Source organism: Caballeronia sp. GAWG1-1, from assembly GCF_023631465.1.
In the GTDB taxonomy this organism is placed as follows: domain Bacteria; phylum Pseudomonadota; class Gammaproteobacteria; order Burkholderiales; family Burkholderiaceae; genus Caballeronia.
Map to the genome: position 1 here is coordinate 112,037 of NZ_JALQDB010000038.1, position 17,153 is coordinate 129,189.

At 61.8% G+C, this 17,153-nt stretch carries 15 protein-coding genes and 1 pseudogene; 6 read left to right on the forward strand and 10 right to left on the reverse strand.

The annotated features are described in order from the left end of the window. The first annotated feature begins 1 nt into the window (after position 1). Positions 2-1,396, forward strand: a complete 1,395-nt coding sequence (locus tag NCT03_RS28270; RefSeq protein ID WP_250494762.1) for an MFS transporter — start codon at positions 2-4, stop codon at positions 1,394-1,396. After that, positions 1,393-2,265 (forward strand): SMP-30/gluconolactonase/LRE family protein, encoded by an 873-nt coding sequence (locus NCT03_RS28275; protein ID WP_250494763.1) that lies wholly within the window; start codon positions 1,393-1,395, stop codon positions 2,263-2,265. Before NCT03_RS28270 ends, NCT03_RS28275 begins: the two co-directional genes overlap by 4 nt. A gap of 38 nt (positions 2,266-2,303) precedes the next feature. On the opposite strand, the gene NCT03_RS28280 is transcribed toward NCT03_RS28275, so the two are convergent. From NCT03_RS28280 to NCT03_RS28315, 8 genes are all read right to left on the reverse strand, one after another. Then, a complete protein-coding gene (locus NCT03_RS28280; RefSeq protein WP_244830393.1) occupies positions 2,304-3,128 on the reverse strand; it encodes a TauD/TfdA dioxygenase family protein in 825 nt (274 codons plus the stop codon). A 26-nt stretch (positions 3,129-3,154) separates the two neighbouring features. Further along, complete coding sequence (locus NCT03_RS28285; protein ID WP_250494764.1) at positions 3,155-4,471, reverse strand: TRAP transporter large permease; 1,317 nt, start codon at positions 4,469-4,471, stop codon at positions 3,155-3,157. Then, the gene (locus NCT03_RS28290) at positions 4,468-5,016 is read right to left on the reverse strand and encodes a TRAP transporter small permease (protein ID WP_244830391.1); all 549 of its coding nucleotides are present in this window, start codon (positions 5,014-5,016) and stop codon (positions 4,468-4,470) included. The genes NCT03_RS28285 and NCT03_RS28290 overlap by 4 nt, the downstream gene beginning before the upstream one ends. A gap of 9 nt (positions 5,017-5,025) precedes the next feature. Further along, positions 5,026-6,039, reverse strand: a complete 1,014-nt coding sequence (locus NCT03_RS28295; protein WP_250494765.1) for a TRAP transporter substrate-binding protein — start codon at positions 6,037-6,039, stop codon at positions 5,026-5,028. A 38-nt stretch (positions 6,040-6,077) separates the two neighbouring features. Next, entirely contained in the window at positions 6,078-6,812 is a 735-nt protein-coding gene (locus NCT03_RS28300; protein WP_284503495.1) for an IclR family transcriptional regulator, read from the reverse strand. Positions 6,813-6,985: 173 nt separating this feature from the next. Then, positions 6,986-8,152 carry a glycosyltransferase family 9 protein gene (locus tag NCT03_RS28305; RefSeq protein ID WP_250494767.1) on the reverse strand — a complete coding sequence of 389 codons (1,167 nt, stop codon included), beginning with the start codon at positions 8,150-8,152 and terminating at the stop codon, positions 6,986-6,988. 138 nt (positions 8,153-8,290) lie between these two features. Continuing rightward, positions 8,291-9,253, reverse strand: coding sequence for a GlxA family transcriptional regulator (locus NCT03_RS28310; protein WP_250494768.1), 963 nt, complete (start codon positions 9,251-9,253; stop codon positions 8,291-8,293). Next, positions 9,250-9,825: an isochorismatase family protein gene (locus NCT03_RS28315; protein ID WP_250494769.1), complete on the reverse strand. Its 576-nt coding sequence runs from the start codon at positions 9,823-9,825 to the stop codon at positions 9,250-9,252. The genes NCT03_RS28310 and NCT03_RS28315 overlap by 4 nt, the downstream gene beginning before the upstream one ends. Positions 9,826-10,200: 375 nt before the next feature. Here NCT03_RS28315 and NCT03_RS28320 point away from each other — a divergent pair, with 375 nt between their 5' ends. From NCT03_RS28320 to NCT03_RS28330, 3 genes are read left to right on the forward strand one after another with little or no spacing between them, the layout of a single operon-like run. Next, complete coding sequence (locus NCT03_RS28320; RefSeq protein WP_250468302.1) at positions 10,201-10,740, forward strand: 2Fe-2S iron-sulfur cluster-binding protein; 540 nt, start codon at positions 10,201-10,203, stop codon at positions 10,738-10,740. Further along, the gene (locus NCT03_RS28325; protein ID WP_250494770.1) at positions 10,737-11,723 is read left to right on the forward strand and encodes an FAD binding domain-containing protein; all 987 of its coding nucleotides are present in this window, start codon (positions 10,737-10,739) and stop codon (positions 11,721-11,723) included. The genes NCT03_RS28320 and NCT03_RS28325 overlap by 4 nt, the downstream gene beginning before the upstream one ends. Then, positions 11,723-14,035 carry a xanthine dehydrogenase family protein molybdopterin-binding subunit gene (locus NCT03_RS28330; protein WP_250494771.1) on the forward strand — a complete coding sequence of 771 codons (2,313 nt, stop codon included), beginning with the start codon at positions 11,723-11,725 and terminating at the stop codon, positions 14,033-14,035. Before NCT03_RS28325 ends, NCT03_RS28330 begins: the two co-directional genes overlap by 1 nt. 187 nt (positions 14,036-14,222) lie before the next feature. On the opposite strand, the gene NCT03_RS28335 is transcribed toward NCT03_RS28330, so the two are convergent. Continuing rightward, positions 14,223-15,308 carry a mandelate racemase/muconate lactonizing enzyme family protein gene (locus NCT03_RS28335; RefSeq protein WP_250494772.1) on the reverse strand — a complete coding sequence of 362 codons (1,086 nt, stop codon included), beginning with the start codon at positions 15,306-15,308 and terminating at the stop codon, positions 14,223-14,225. Positions 15,309-15,817: 509 nt separating this feature from the next. On the opposite strand from NCT03_RS28335, the gene NCT03_RS28340 reads away from it, so the two are divergent. Next, positions 15,818-16,588 (forward strand): pyrroline-5-carboxylate reductase, encoded by a 771-nt coding sequence (locus NCT03_RS28340; RefSeq protein WP_250494773.1) that lies wholly within the window; start codon positions 15,818-15,820, stop codon positions 16,586-16,588. Positions 16,589-16,751: 163 nt separating this feature from the next. Here NCT03_RS28340 and NCT03_RS28345 read toward each other — a convergent pair. Further along, a pseudogene (locus NCT03_RS28345) lies at positions 16,752-17,153 on the reverse strand (transposase family protein); the annotation flags it as partial.

Below are 17,153 nucleotides of genomic sequence, written 5' to 3' on the forward strand. Positions count from 1 at the left end.
AATGGATTCCGTAGACCCGAAGGTCGTATCCGGCACCATCAACGGCAGGCTCGACCGGCTGCCGATGACCCGGCACATGTGGACGCTCTTGATGCTGATCGCAGCGGGCGGTCTCTTCGAACAATACGATATCTATTTCACGGGTTATATCGCGCCGGGTTTGTTCCAGAGCAAGCTGCTGACTTCGACCACTGCATCGTTCTTCGATCTCAACGGTCTTGCAGCCTTTCTCGGGTCGCTGTTCCTCGGGCTGTTCATCGGTACGATCTGTTTCAGCTATATCGCCGATCGCTTCGGGCGGCGGGTGGTCTTTCTCGGCTCGATGATCTGGTATAGCGTCACGACGTTCATTTTGGCGTTTCAGGGCTCGGTGCACGGTCTCGAGATATGGCGGCTGATAGGCGGTATAGGCATCGGCGTCGAGATGATCACGATCGACACCTACATCTCCGAACTCGCGCCCCGCGGTGCGCGCGGCAAAGCATTCGCGTTGTTCTACGGGCTGGCGCAAATCAGCGCGCCGCTCGTGGCCTTTCTAGCGTGGATGTTCGTGCCGACGAGACCGTTCGGCTTCGATGGCTGGCGCTGGGTGATTCTTTTCGGCTCGTTCGGCGCGGTGCTCGTGCTGTTCTTGCGGCGCCGCTTGCCCGAGTCGCCGCGCTGGCTCGCGCAACATGGGCGGCTCGCCGAGGCCGACCGCGTGCTTTCGGTTATCGAAGCGAAGGTGCAAAAGGAGTACGGCCGAGCGTTGCCCGAACCTGAAGAGGCCGTTGGCACGGTACATCCGGAAGGGCGTATCGCCGAAGTGTTCGGGCCGGTTTACCGCACGCGCACCATCACGTTGATGATCGTGAACTTCTGCCAGACCATCGGCTATTACGGCTTCGTGAGTTGGATTCCAACGCTTCTGATAGCGAAGGGCATTCTTGTCACGCGAAGTCTCGAATACACGTTTCTCATCGTGTTGACCTATCCGGTCGCGCCGCTTCTCGTCATGCTCGTGATAGACCGCTTCGAGCGCAAATGGCAGCTCGTGTGCAGTGTGATATCCGTGGCGATCATCGGCACGATCTTCGCCATGCTGAACGCGCCGGGCTGGCTCATTATGGTTGGATGCCTGCAGACGCTTGTCGTCAACTGGATGTCCACCATCGTGCATGCCTACCAGTCGGAACTGTTTCCAACCTGGATGCGCGCTCGCGCGGTCGGCTTCGTGTTCTCGTGGAGCCGGTTGAGTTCGATATTCGCAGGCTTCTTCATTGCCTTTTTTCTGCGTGAATTCGGGCAGGCTGGCGTGTTTGCGTTCATCGGCGGTGCAATGGCGATCATCGCCACGACGGTGGCGTGGCTCGGTCCGCGTGTCACGGGCCGAGCGCTGGAGGAGATCGCCCATTGAGCGAGCTGGAACGTGTCGGCAATACGCGCGATGTACTCGGGGAGTCTGCGTACTGGTCGGTCGAAGAACAGGCGCTGTATTGGGTCGACATCCGCAGCCATCTGATCCGCCGCCGCAAATGGGGCGACGACCACACGCAAACCTGGACCATGCCCGAACTCGTAGGCTCGATCGCGCCATGCGCGTCGCGGCGCGGATTGATCGTGGCGCTACGCTCGGCCATTGCGTTCTTCGATCCGGCGCGCGGCGCCATTGAACGTTTCGACGCGCCGCACGCAAGCCAGCCACAAATGCGCTTCAACGATGGCAAGTGCGATAGACAGGGACGATTCTGGGTCGGCTCGATGGATGACATTGGACGCACGCCGGTGGGCGCGCTGTATCGCTTCGAAGCGGGGCGTTATACGCGCGTGATCGAACGCGTAGCCGTGCCCAACAGCCTGTGCTTCTCGCCGGACGGCGCGACGATGTACTTTGCGGACGGCATCGAGCCCGTGATCTGGGCGTTTCCATTCGATATTTCGACGGGCATGCCGGGCGAGCGACGTCTCTTCGCGCGGCTCGACCGCGACACGGCAATTCCCGATGGCGCAACCGTCGATCGTCATGGCTACCTGTGGAGCGCGCAATATGGCGGCGGTGTCGTCAAGCGATACGCGCCCGATGGACGCATCGACCGCGTCGTGCCGATGCCGGTGACGCAGCCAGCAAGCTGCACGTTCGGCGGGCCGGATATGCGTACGCTTTTTGTGACGAGCGGTACGCGTAAGTTGTCCGTGGAAGCGCTCGAGACGCAACCGCTTGCAGGGGCGTTGTTTTGTTTGCGCACCGATATTGAAGGATGCGCTGAAGCGGCATACGTTGGCTGAGCGCCTTACAAACTCGAGCCAATCCCACGTCGCCCCCCTCATCGCGGCACGTCCCCCTTGAGCGTGATCCGCTGCATCACCCGCCGAAACCCGTGATAATCGTTCACCGGATTATGCTGAGCCGCGCGATTGTCCCAGAAAGCAATCGCGTTGTTCGACCAGACGAACCGGCACGTGAACTCCGGTTTCACCTGATGTCGGAACAGGAAGTCGAGCAGCGGCGCGCTTTCGTCGGTGGTCATGCCGTCGATGCCGACCGTATGCGCAATGTTCACGTAAAGCCCCTTGCGTCCCGTTTCCGGATGCGTGCGCACGACGGGATGCTTCGCCACGAAATCGTCCGGCTTCTTGCCCGCGCCGTCCGTTCGAATGCGATCCTCTCGGGTACGCGACACATCCGCCTTGGCCGACGAACTGATGCCCTTCAGTCCTTCGAGCAGCCGCTTCATGGTGTCGGACAACGCGTCGTACGCAAGCTGCTGGTTCGCGAACAGGGTGTCGCCGCCATAGGGCGGAATCTCGCGCGAGAGCAGCATCGAGCCCATGGGCGGCACGTCGAGATAGGTCGTGTCCGAATGCCAGATGCCGCCGAAATTCACGCGCTCCGTTTCCAGTTTCTTGACTTCGATGATGGTCGGAAAACCTTCGAGGCTCTTCACAAAGGGATATTCGATAGGCTCGCCCATCGCCTCCGCAAAATCCAGGAACTGCCGGGGAGCGAGGTTCTGGTCACGCAGAAAGATGACGAGATGCTCGTTGAGCGCCGCGCGCAAAACGCTCGCTTGTTCGCGCGTCACGCCCCGCGACAGATCGATGCCGGAGATTTCGGCGCCCAGCGCGCCCGCCACTTTGCGAATGTCCATGCGAACTCCTCGTAGCCGGGCGTGTGTCAGTTCGCGCCGAGCAGCATTGTCGAAAGCGAAGGAAAAATACCGATGAGCGCGAGAACGCCCATCATGATGAACACATAAGGCAACGTGCCGAGCACGATCCGTCGCAACGGGACATCGGGCGCAACGCTCTGCACGACAAAGAGGTTGAGTCCCACCGGCGGATGGATGAGCGCCATCTCCATGTTGATGACGACGACCACGCCGAACCAGATCAGATTCCAGTGATACGCCTCCACGACCGGCACGAGCACGGGCATGGTCACGACGATGATCGCGATCGTCTCCATGAAGCAGCCGAGAAAGATCAGCAACACGTTGATGCTCACGAACAGCACCCACGGTTCGACGTGCGCGCCCGCGACGGTTTGCGTGAGCGACGCCGCAACCTGGCTCGTCGTCATCACATAGCCGAACACGATGGCCGATGAAATCACCGCGAGGATCATCACGCTGCTTTGGGCCGCGCTGATCAGGATCTGCCGGAATTTGCTCCACGAAAGCTCCCGGTACACGACGCCCGCAAGCACCAGACCTGCGACGATACCGAGCGACGCCGCTTCCTGAGGCGTTGCAAGCCCGCGATACAGCGAGCCGAGAATGATGAGAATCAACAGAGCGAACGGGCCGACGTCTTTCAATGCGACGACACGTTCGCGCATGCTCGCGAGCGGCCGCGTGCGCCTTTCGCTCTCGCTGCCGCGCGCACGATCGCGCATGGCGAGCAGTATCTGATAGATGCCGAAAGCAGAAGCCATGATCGCGCCGGGGATGAGTGTCGCGACGAACAGTTTGCCGATACTTTGCTCCGCGATCACGCTATACACGATCAACGGTATGCTCGGCGGTAACAGTATGCCGAGCGTGCCGCCCGCCGCGACCGCGCCGCATGCACGCGCTTCGGGAACGCGGTGCCGGCGCATCTCCGACACAGCGAAGCCGCCGATGGCCGCCGCCGTCGCCACGCTCGAACCGGATACGGCCGCCATCACGCCGCATGCAAGCGTCGTCGCGACGGCGAGGCCGCCGGGCACGCCGTCGAGGATCGTCGCCAGCGCCGCATAAAGACGCGCGCCCATGCCCGACGCGGAGACGATCGCGCCCATGAACATGAACATCGGCACGGAAGTCAGCGTGAAGGTAGCAACCGATCCCCAGTACGTGCTCGGTACAAGACTCAGTGCATCCCATCCGCCGCCCGTGACGAACAGCGAGGCGAGGGCGACGAACAGCAACGCGAACGCAATGGGCACGCCCATCGACAACACCGCGAGCAAGCCGCCGAACATCCCCGCACCGATGACGAGCTGATTCATTCTTCTCTCCCGAGCAGCATGTCGTCGATGGCGACTTCACGGCCTGCCGGTTCGCGTGCGAATACGATGGTCAGCAAGCGTACGATCTGCGCGATGCATAAAAGCAGCATGCCCGCGAAGAAGCCCGAATAAGGAATCCACAGCGAGAGCGAGAACATGCCCCACGAACGTTCACCGCTCGTGTACGCCTCCCACCAGAAGTCGAATGCGAGGCATGCGAGCGCGAACGCGACCGCCGTGACGATGGCCGTCGATATGAACGCGAGCGCGCGCTTGCCACGTTCGCCGAGATGTGCGCTGAGAACGTCGACCTTGAGATGCCGGCCTTGCCACGCCAGCGCCGCGGTGCCCACGAAGGTCATGTAGGCCATGAGGTAAGTCGTGACTTCCGTCACCCAGACATCGGAAAGATGCAGCGCTTCGCGCGCGAGCACGCCATACGAAATGACGAGCACGGTCGCGATGACCGCCGCGCCGACGGACAACGCGACGCCCCGGCAAAAAGCGTCGAGCCCGCGCGAGAAGCGGTCCAATGCGTGGCGCATCGCGGCCTCTTATTTGTAGAACGCCGTGCTCTGATCGAGCAGACGTCCGCCGTCGGACACTTCGGCGCGGAACTTAGCGAAGCTGACTTTCTGGAACAAGGTCTGCCACTGGTTCCACTCATCGAGCGTCATCTTGTGGATCTTCGCGTTATGGCTCGCAAAAAGTTGCGCGACGCGGCGATCGTCCGCTTTCGCCCCTTCGAACGCGCTCTGCTCGAGGCTTCGACCCACGTCCGTCATGATCTTTTGCTGCTCGGGCGTGAGCTTGTTCCACGTCTTCATGCTGATCGCGATCGGCTCGATCGTGTAGTAGATGCTGTAGTCCTCTGGCGAGTTGTAGTACTTCGCCACTTCGTAAAGCCGATACGAACCGAAGGTGCCGGACGACGTCCACAAGCCATCGAGCAAGCCGAGTTGCATCGCGCTATAGGTTTCCGACGACGCCATTGACACGGTACTCGCGCCGGCGCTCTGCAAGGCCGCCTCCATCATCTTTCCGGCGCCGCGCACCTTCTGCTGCGGCAGATCCGCAGGCACGTTGATGGGCTTGGACTTGGATGCCATGCCGCCCGAGATTTGAATCCAGCAGAGCGTCTTGAAGCCATATCCTTCTATCTTCGCTTCGAGTTCTTTCCAGGGCGCGGAGGTGCGGAATTTGAAGACGTCCTCGGGCGTTTTCCAGAGGCCCGGCAGGAGGATGAGGTTCATCTGCGGGATCGCGCCCGCCGAATAGATGTACGGATAGATTGCGAGATCGGCGCTGCCGTTCTTCAAGGCCGTGTGGGTGTTCAGCGATTTGACGAGCGACTCGGCCGGAAAGATGTTGATGTGTATCTTGCCGCCCGACTTCTGCTCGACCTGCTGCGCGAACTTCTTGCCGGTCTGCACCACATAATCGTTCGGGTCGTCGGGCCATTGATGCGCCATCTTGAGCGTCACGACGTCGTCGGCGTGTGCCGCTGTCGATATCGCGGCGAGCGCGAACATGGCGGTGAACATGCGGGTCCAGCGCTTTGCCTGCATCTTCCGTCTCCTGATTTTCTATTTATCAAACCTTCGCTTCAGCGCGTCTGTTCTTCCTGAATCTCGCCGATAGCCGCGCGTATGCGCGCCGCGATGCCGTCGAGCGCGCCTTCCATCCGATACCGTGGCCCCGCGACCGCGATGCCGAGCACTTCCCGGTTCACATGCACGGGCATGGCAAGTGCAAAGACATCGCTCACGCTTTCGCCGCGCGTGAGAAAAAAGCCGCGTTGCTTCGATTCCACGAGGTCGGCCATCAACGCGTTTGCAGCGGTCAAAGTGTGCGCGGTGACCGGCGCGAGCGTCGTGCGCGCGAGCCAGTCGGAAAGCGTTGCATCGTCGAGTTGACCGAGCATCGCCTTGCCGATCGACGTCGAGTAGAGCGGTTTGAGCGCACCGGCCGGCGCGCTGTATCGAATGGTCTGCGGACCTTCGTACACGGCGAGATAGACGATGTGATCGCCCTGACGTTTGCCAATGATCACGGTCTCTTGCGTGGCCTCGCGCAACGCCAGCAACGACGGCTCGATGCGTTCGAGAAACGGGTCGTGCGAGGCGATCTCGAGCGCCATGTCGAGCAGCCGCCGCGTTGGAAACAAGTCTTTGCGACGCCCGGTGACGTAGAGATAGCCGCGCTCGGTCAGCACTTTCACGATGCCGTGACTGGTGCTGACCGGCATGCCCGACGCGGATGCGAGTTCCGACAGCGTCATCGGGCGGCATGCGGTTTTGAATGCCTCGAAGATGCTTAGAGCACGGTCAGTCGGCTTCAATTTCGTATGTTCGAAAAGAGTTTCGCCAAATCGAAACCGAGTATAAAAGATGCGAGCGTCCTTCCGGTCGCTGATTGGATCGGGATTTACCCTTTGAAATGAGGTGCCGAGGCGAAGCCGAGAATCTCACGCGCCGCCGTCCGTAGGCGGCGCGGCGTTATCGCTGGCGAAGTTCAGCTCTGCGTTGCAGCAGGGCGCCGCTCGCGCACGGAGTCCAGTACTGCCTCGACGACCCGGTCGACAGAAGGCCAGTTTTTATTCGGTGCATGTTCGACATAGCTATCCGGCGAGACACTCCGATACTGCTCCGGATAGCCCCAGATCGCGTCGTGAACGTTCGGCCTCGTGATGCTGCCGCCGATCACCGCGACCGTCGGCCGACGAAACGCGGCCGCCACGTGCATGAGCATGGAAGAGTTCGTCAGCACGACATCCGCCGATTCGGCAAGCGCGAAAACCGTTCGCATCGACAACGTTCCCGCCACCGAACGAACCGGCACGCCCGGACCGGCGGCGGCGATCGCTTCGGCGGCGCGCGCCTTGTCGGCGGCGCTGCCCACGATCAGGATGTCGCAGGCGTCGTCGGTTCGGTTGAGCGCCGACGCAACCCGCGCGAGCGCCGCGCCGACCTGTTTTGGATCCCAGACCTTGGTCGGCACGCCTGCCCCGATGCCGACCAGCACGCGCACTGGGCGATTGCCAGACTCGGCGGCGTGCCAGACGTTCGCGGCCTGCGCGCGCTCATCCGCGGTAAGAAAGAGTTGCGGCCGCGCTTCCGGCAGATCGGTCGCGCCCAGCAGTTCGGCCTGCGCAAGCGCGGCGCGTCCACTTTGGCGACGCGCGAAGTCGATAAATTCCTGGCATCCGCTGTGACCGCCGCGATAGCCGCGCACGCCGATGCGGTAGCGCACGCCTAAGCGCATCATCAAAAGCGCGCCCATGTAGCTGCCGAGCACGTCGATGCCGACATCGAAGCCGCCACGCCTGCGCAGCGCGGCGACTTGCGGCGACGACAGTAGAAAGCGCAGGACGTTACGCGGTGAACGGTCCTGGACGAGCTTGTTGTTCCAAGGCGCATCGATCTCGACGATCTCGTCGATGAACGGATTGTTTTCCAGAATCGGCCGCCCCCAACCGCCGATGCCCGCAACAAGGCGCGTCGTCGGAAAACGCTTCTTGAGCGCCTCGAAGATCGGCGTGGTGGTCAGCAATTCACCGAAATCGTTCGGGCGCAGCACGAGGATTTCGCGCGGCACGTCGCGATGCGGATCATGCCGTGCCGGGTTCAAGCGTCCAATCGCCCAGACCGGCAATTCCGTCAGCAGACTCTTCCAACCCATTGCTCCTCCGTGCACGCGGTGGGCGCCGAATGGCGCCGCGTTTTCCGGATCGATTGTGCATCGGGGAGCCGTTGCAATCTGTGGGCGTGATTACAGAAAGCGGTCCGTCGCGCAGCGAGCGGAAGTTCGACGCGCCGCTCAGACGGCGCTTGCACTCCGATACTCGCGCGGTGCCGTATCGTGATATCGCCTCCAGACACGGCGAAAGTCGCGTACCGACGCGAACCCCGATTGCTCGGCCACGCGTTCTATCGACAGCTCCGGGCTCGTCAGCAATCTTTGCGCGCGAGCCACGCGAAGACTTTGCTGATACGCCAGCACGGTGACGCCCGCATGCTCCGCGAACAACCGGCTCAAATGCCGCGGGCTCACGTGCGCGGCCTGCGCAAGCTCGGCCACGCTCCAGGCGCGCGCGGGGTCCCGCGCGATGACGTCCTGCGCCCGGTGCACCGCCGGATGCATGTGATTGCGATGCGCAAGCCACGGCGACAGCTGCGATTCGTCTCCCGCGCGGCGCTGGTACATCACCTGACGTCGCGCCACTGACGCAGCCAGTTCCGCCCCCGCGATCTGCTCGATCACATGAAGCGCCAGGTCGATGCCCGCCGTGATGCCGGCGCTCGTCAGCACGTCGGTGTCATCGACGAACAGGCAGTCGTCCTGCACGCGCGCCGTGGGTTCCTCGCGCTTGAGCAGATCGATCAACGCAAAGTGCGTGGTGCAGCGGCGCCCGGCGAGCAAGCCCGCGCGCGCGAGCAGCACGGCGCCGGAACAAATGCTGGCGATGCGCGTGTCGTCGCGCGGCGCGGTTCGCAGCCAATGCGTGACCGCATCGAAGGGCGCGCTCGTGCCGGGCTCGGGCGATTCCGTGGTGCCGACGACCATGACGAGGCTATTCGGCGGCAGCTTGTCGGGCAGCGGTTCGAGGCCGTCGACAAACGTGCCGATGGAGGTCGCGACGCGAGGCAATGGGCCGCAGTGATGCAAGTCGAACGAAGCGCCGGATTCGGCCGCCATGCGAAAAGCCTCGGCGGGGCCCGCATAATCGAGCATCAGCACGGAGGGCGTCAGCACGAACCATACGGATGTCGCGGGCTTCATGCCGCGCGTGACGTTTGCCAATTGGCGAGCGCATCGTCGACGCTGGCGATGCGTGCAAAGCGATTCTGCAAGACCAGTTCCGTGTGCGCCTTGATTTCCGCCGGCGAATAAACGCGTCCGCTCGTCGCGTGAGTCATCGGGAAGGTGAGCGTGGCGTCGGTCACATAGTCGACCGCATAGCCGATGTCGGAGGCTACGCGCGTCGTGGTCTCGCAGCATTGCTCGGTGCGGATGCCGGTGATGACGAGATGATCGATCTGCCGGCGACGCAACCAGAGATCGAGGCCGGTATCGGTGAACGCGTTGTGCGTGTGTTTTTCGAAGACCACGGAGGGCGCGCCCGGCAACCACTCCTGCGGCACGGCAAAGCCGGATTCCCTGGTGAACGGACCAGCCTTGCCGATGTGAAAGATGTGGACGACTGGAACGCCGGCTTCGCGCGCGCCACGGTCCAGACGCAGGATGGCGCTCTTGAAGGCAGGCAGATCGGCATCCGACCAGTCGGCGGTCTGACGGAACGATTCCTGTACGTCGATGATGATCAAAGCCGAGCGGGGAAGGGTGGCGGACATTTTTGACGCTCCTTGATTGGGAAAGTCCCATCATAAGCGGGCTTTTTGCGAGAATCGAGAATGCTTGCGGTCAGGATGAGGACAAAATGCGCCAAGCGGCTGTCAAAGGCGACTGGTTGTTTCCTAGAGCCCCTGCACCGTTGCGGCAGATGAGGTCCATGAATTGCTATCAGGCGTCTCATGCGTCGTTCGGATTTTCAACAGCCGAGGTCTTGCTGAAGGACGCGTCTGATCAAACAGTTCCGATCGACGAAGAACCAGCGCTTGCCTAATGGTCCGGGCAAGCTCGACGAGGGGTCGCCGGGCGCATCTCATTTCGCTTCAACAGCCAGTACACCGCCTCTTGGCGCGAGCTCTAATTCAACGGGAGCAATCATGCATTTCGTTATCAACGGCAAGGCAGTCGACCTGGACTTCGATCCAAGAACGTCGCTGCTCGATCTTCTGCGTGAACATCTCCATCTTTTTGGCGCTAAGAAAGGCTGCAATCAAGGTGCATGTGGCGCTTGCACGGTGCTGGTCGATGGCACGCGCATCAACAGTTGCCTCGCGTTGGCCGTTCAATATCAGGACCGCGAGATCACCAGCGTCGAGGGACTCGGCGCACCGGGGGCGCTTCATCCACTTCAGGAAGCCTTCGTCGAGCATGACGGTTTTCAGTGCGGCTACTGTACGCCCGGTCAAATCTGTTCGGCTATCGGAATGGAAAAGGAGTTGAGAGGCGGCGTGCCGAGCTATGTCAGCGAGGACGTGAGTGCGGAAGGCTTCTCACTGACCGATGCGGAACTGCGCGAACGGATGAGCGGAAACCTGTGCCGCTGCGGTGCGTATAACGGTATCGTCGACGCCATTCAGATCACGTTCGGAAAGGTTCAGACGCAGAAAGAGTCCGTCGAGCAAGGGGTCGAACAATGAATCCCTTCACCTATGAACGCGCCCTGGATCAGCAGGCGGCGCTGACGTCCGGCGCCCGTTCGGATGCAAAGTACCTAGGCGGCGGCACCAATCTCGTCGATCTGATGCGAGAGACGATCGAGCATCCGACGATGCTGATCGATATCACGGGCCTCTCATGCGCCATCGACGACACGGATGACGGCGGCCTGAGAATCGGCGCCGGCGTAAAGAACACCGCCGTGGCCGCTGACCGGCGCGTGCGCGAACGCTACCCGCTATTGTCCGAAGCCATCCTTGCAGGCGCTTCCGCGCAGATTCGCAACATGGCAACGGTCGGCGGCAATCTCCTGCAACGCACCCGCTGCGGCTACTTTTACGATGATGCCGCCCGCTGCAACAAGCGCGAGCCGGGTTCGGGCTGCGATGCAATGGACGGATTCAACCGCATGCACGCCATCTTCGGCGCGTCCTCCGCGTGCGTTGCCACGCATCCCTCGGACATGGCGGTAGCGCTCGCCGCACTCGGCGCGAACGTGGAAGTCGAAGGCCTCAATGGCGCGCGTCGTATTCCCCTGGTCGATCTTCACGTCCTGCCCGGCGACACACCGAACATCGAAACGGTGCTCGAGGCAGGCGAACTGATTACGGCCCTTACGTTGCCGCCTGAATCGGCGGGCCGATCCGCCTATCGCAAAGTCCGTGATCGATCTTCCTATGCCTTCGCGCTCGTTTCCGTGGCGGCGGTTCTTGACGTGCAGGGCGGCATGGTCAAGGAGGTGAAAGTCGCCTTGGGCGGTGTCGCGCACAAGCCGTGGCGCGCCTTCGCGCTCGAAGCGGCGCTCAAGGATGGACCCGCGACCGAAGCCGCGTTTCGCGCTGCCGCAGCGGCGGAATTCGCGTCCGCTCGAGGTCTTCGCGACAACGCCTTCAAGATCGAACTGGGTCAGCGCGTGATCGCCGACACACTGGTCAAACTGACCGCTCGCAAGGAGATCCGCTAATGCCTATCCTCAAGGACGCCGTGCAGGCGGTCATGAAAAAAGCCATCGCCCTCGCACCCGATAGCTTCATTCCCGGCGGCAAGCCGGACCCTTTGATCCTTCACAAGCACGGGCTGATCGGCGCACCGGTTAGCCGTATCGACGGACCGTTGAAGGTGTCCGGTCAGGCGACTTTCTCGGCCGAGTTTCCAGTCGATGGCATGACGTACGCGGCACTCGAGTACGCATCGATAGCGCGCGGCCGCATCGTGCAGATCGATACGTCGGCGGCGGACGCCGCGCCGGGCGTCGTGCTCGTGATGACATACAAGAACGCGCCGCGTCTGAAGCCGATGCCCGCGTTCATGACGAAGCCCAAGGCCGCGGGTGGCGACGATGTGCCAATCATGCAGGACGATCAGGTTCACTGGAACGGCCAACCGGTTGCGCTCGTGCTGGCCGAAACGCAAGAGCAGGCGGACCACGCGCAGTCGCTGATACAGGTGACTTACGAGACCTCAGGCGATGCGGTGACGTCCTTGGCGGCAGCGAAGGCGCACGGCTCGGAGCCGGGCGTGTTCCAGGGCGAGCCGCTCAAGCTCGAGATCAAGGATGCCGAGGCAATGCTCGCCTCCGCGCCGCACAAGATCGACGTGCGCTACACGACGCCGCGTCACAATCACAATCCAATCGAGCTGCATGCGGCGACGCTCTATTGGAAGGACGAGACGCTGCGTATCCACGATACCGTGCAGGCGGTCGCGCACGAAGCGTGGACCATTGCGCAGGTGTTCGGCATCGACGAGAAGGACGTGCATGTCACGTCACCGTATGTCGGCGGCGGATTCGGTTCCAAGACTATTTGGCAACACCAGGTTTTGGCCGCGGCTGCATCGAAACTCGTGAAACGGCCGGTGCGGATCATGTTGACGCGCGAGGGCGTATATCGCATCGTCGGTGGACGCACGCTCACCGAGCAACGCGTGGCGCTCGGTGCCCAGGCTGATGGAACCCTGGACGCGTTGATTCATACCGGCACGGTAGCCATGACGCCTCATAACAACATGCCGGAGCCGTTCATCTTGCCGGCAAAGAGCGCATATGCGTCGCGCAGTTTTCTGCTCGATGTCGAGACCGTCAAGATGAACATGACGGCCAATACGTTCATGCGCGCGCCCGGCGAGGCGGTCGGCACCTTCGGGCTCGAATGCGGCATCGACGAACTCGCGCACGCCATGGGCATGGACCCTATCGAGTTGCGACTCAAGAACGAGCCGGAGAAAGATCCGACGACGGGACTGCCATTTTCCCAGCGCGGAATCGTCGAGGCATGGAAGACCGGCCGTGAACGATTCGGTTGGGCCGAGCGCGGCGAGCCGGGCGCACGCCGCGACGGCGACTGGCTCGTTGGCGTGGGCTGCGCAACGGGAACGTATCCGTACTATCGGATGCCCGGCGGTGCGGCGCGCATCACGCTCAATAGCGCGGGGCGTGCGACCGTCAGCATCGCCGCGCACGAAATGGGCATGGGGACGTCGACCGCGCAGACGCAAATCGTGGCCGAACGCCTTGGGCTCGCCATGGAGGACATCGAGTTCAAGTACGCCGATTCACACTTGCCCGGCGCGGTGCTCGCGGGCGGTTCGCAGCAGACGGCGGCCATTGGCGCTGCGGTGATCGCGGCGCATCACAAGCTCGTGAAGGAACTGCTCCGTCTTGCGGGCAACAGTTCGCCGCTATCCGGTCTTTTGCCCGACGACGTTGGCGGCCACAACGGCGGCCTTTGCGCGCTCGACGACGAAACCCGGCACGAACGCTACGGCGCCATACTCGCTCGCGGTCAGCGCGATGAAGTGACCGTGGAGGCCGAAGCCCCGATGCCTTTCGAATTGCAGCACTGGTCGATGCACAGTCATAGCGCGCTCTTCTGCGAAGTGCGTGTGAACGTCATCACAGGTGAGATTCGCGTAAGCCGTTTTCTCGGTTCGTTCGATTGCGGTCGCATCATCAATGCCAAGACGGCTGCAAGCCAGTTTCGCGGCGGCATCATCATGGGACTCGGCCTTGCGCTCATGGAAGAGACTCAATTCGACGAGAGAAGCGGCCGCGTGATCAATCCATCGCTTGCCGATTACCATGTCCCAGTTCATCTCGATGTCCCGAGAATCGATGTCATCTGGAACGATGAAGCCGATCCGCACACGCCGATGGGCGCGCGTGGCGTCGGCGAGATCGGTATCACGGGCGTGGGTGCGGCCGTGGCGAATGCGGTTTTCAATGCCACGGGCAAGCGGGTTCGGGATCTGCCGATCACGTTGGATAAGGTGATGTGAGGTTTCGGCGCGGGCGCGGACTGTGTACGTGTTCCGGTGACCTTCAAGGTAATCAGCTTCGAAAGACGTGGCCGGTTGCCGAACCAGAAGTGAACGTCGCGCACGCATCGCTCGCCGGGGCATCGCGGGCTACGCGATCGTTTGGCGAAGACATGCGCGACGCTCGCTTGAGCAGGCGACAGCCAGCTCAAGCCTTCAGCGCCTTCAGCTTATTCCAGTCGAACTCGATTCCATGCCCCGGCCTTTCCGGAGCGATAGCAAAACCGTCTTCGATACGAAGCGGTTCGGCCAGATACTTCTCCAGCCCGAAACCGTGCGCTTCGAGATAAGAGCGATTCGGAACCGCCGCGAGCAAATGCACGGTCACGTCATGGGCGCCGTGGCTGGTGACGGGAAGGTTGTGCGCTTCCGCGAGATGGGCGATCTTCATGAACGGCGTGATGCCCCCGCAATTCGTGACATCGGGCTCCGGGTACGTCACACGACCGATGGTGATCATCTGCTGGAACTCCCAGATCGTGCGCATGTTTTCCCCTGTCGCGACCGGCAAGCCGCCTTCGCTGACGATCCTCGCGTGACCCGCGATATCGTCGGGAATGGTCGGCTCTTCGAGCCAGCCGGGGTTGAACGGTGCAAGTGCGCGCGCGGCGCGGATGGCCTCGTCGACGGACCATTTCATGTTGGCGTCGACCATCAGCGGGAAGCTGTCGCCGAGCATCTCGCGCATGGCCGCGACGCGCGCCACGTCCTCCGCCAGATTCTTGCGTCCCACTTTCATCTTGATGGCGCGAAAGCCTTGGTCGATGAAACCTTCCGCCTGGCGCAACAACTGATCGAGTGGAAAGTCCAGATCGACACCACCCGCATAGACCGGCACCTTGGGATCGTAGCCGCCGAGCATGCGCCAGAGCGGCAGGTTCGCGCGCTTCGACTTCAGGTCCCAGATCGACATGTCGAAAGCGGATAGCGCGAGGACAGTCGGGCCGCCGCGCCCACCGTAATGCATGGCCCACCAGATCGATTTCCAGAGCGCTTCGGCCAGGTCCGCATCCTGATGCCGGGCCAGTTCGGCGATCTCGTTTGCCGCCGCCTGAACCGAACGGCCGTTGCGCCCGACGGTGTAGGTGTAGCCGACGCCTTGGGCGCCATCGGCATCGCGAACGGTTACCGTGACCAGCTCGAAATTGGGAATGAGGCCGTGCGTGCTGTCGGACAGCGGCACGGGCAAGGGAATGCGGAAATAGTCGCTACTGACATCACTGATGATCGCCATGACACGTCCTCACGATTGATCAAACGAAAGATGTTGCGTGGCACCACTGCGCGCTTACGCCTCTGAGCCGCTGTCTCCTTGCAGCCGTGCGGAACGTCGACGGCGCGCTTCCGTATCGACGAGATGTTCCAGCATGGCGGCGCTCGCGCGCGGGCCGTCGCCGCCGATAATGGCATCGAGCACCGCCTTGTGCAACGGCAGCGAGATCGCGTGAGTTTTCGTCGGGCGTCGAGTTGGTCAAATGAAGCGAAGCCATTCGCGCCACGGACCCTGGTTCGGCTGGCGATCGCGCGCTTGCACGAATGAGCATCGCACGTTCGTCAGGCGCATCGATAGATGACCGACTCAATGTCGCGACGGCTCGTTGTTGCGGCATTGGCCACTGCGCTTGGCTGCTATTTTCGCTCGCGGCATGACAACGCAGTTTGCGGCACGATACGGTATATGTAGCCCAAGGCCACGTGGCTAGGGCTCGATTGAACCGTTCATCTCAGACCATACGAGGCACTATGCGCATTGGATTCATTGGCACCGGCACGATCACGCGGGCCGTCGTGACCGGAATGATTCGGTTCGACGTTCCCTTTGAACACATTGCGCTTTCGCCGCGCAATGCCGAAATCGCCGCAAAACTTGCGAGTCTCGACGCGCGCGTCGCGGTGTGCAGCAGCAATCAGGAGGTGCTCGACACCAGCGACGTCGTGTGTCTCGCGGTCGTGCCGCAACTTGCGTCAAAGGTGCTTGGCGAACTCGAGTTCGATGCACGGCATCAGGTCATCAGCTTCATGGCCGGCGTGTCGATCGAGCGAGTATCCAACATGGTGCGCACGGCCGCGAGTGTCGCGCGCGCGGTTCCTTTGCCGGCCGTCGCGGAAGGCAAGGGCAGCACGGCCATCTGTCCGCCGAGCGCACCTGCGCGAGCGCTCTTTGGGCCGTTGGGTAAGGCGGTCGAAGTAGACAGCGAACATCAGTTCGATGCACTGTCGGCAGTCACGGCAACCATGGCCAGTTTCTACGCGCTACTGGAAGAGCAGGCTGCGTGGCTCGTTCGCCAAGGGCTGCCGTATGAGGCGGCCCGATCGTTTTTGTCGGGTTATCACGTCGGCTTGGCACACGATACGACGCGAGACGATCAACCGTTCTCGAAGATGATCAAGGAGTCGAGCACGCCCGGCGGCATCAACGAGCAGCTTCACGCGAAGTTGCAGCAGAAGGGGACTTTCGCGAGTTATTCGGAGGCGCTTGATCGGATCATGCGACGGGTTCAGGGGAGGGAGTGAGGCTTGCTTGGGTTGTTCGGGGACGCAAGCTAACTTAATCAACATTATGCTATTAATGTCTAACTCGGAAATACGGTTGATTTGATTTTTTGCGTATTACGTTGGTTATCTTGACCCGCATTTAGTTTCATTCGCTTCTTTTCTAAAGGATGTCCAGACGTTGCCGATCCTGCAAGGTCAAATTGGCACGCTCCACGCGGCCCTTGGCCTGACTCGTGCTTGCTCAAAATGCGTCGATGTTGAACTCGTACAAGGCTCGCCCGAATTGCGTCACGCCTTTGCCCGCCGTGCTCGAACGGTTCTTGACATTGAACACACTGGCCTTGTCGCTACGGAACGCCATCGGTTTGCCGTGTGCGCGCAAGTACTTTGACAGCGCCTCGAAATAGCTGAAGGTCGACTCGGTCGCGGTGAAGTGCAGCGTCATCAGCCGTCCGGTGGTGTCATCGATAAACACAAGCAGCGTGCATTGCGGCGCTCGCTCTTCAAACCAGCGATGATCGCTGCCATCGATCTGGATCAGCTCGCCATAGCACGAGCGACGGTTGCGCGGCTGATGGATCCT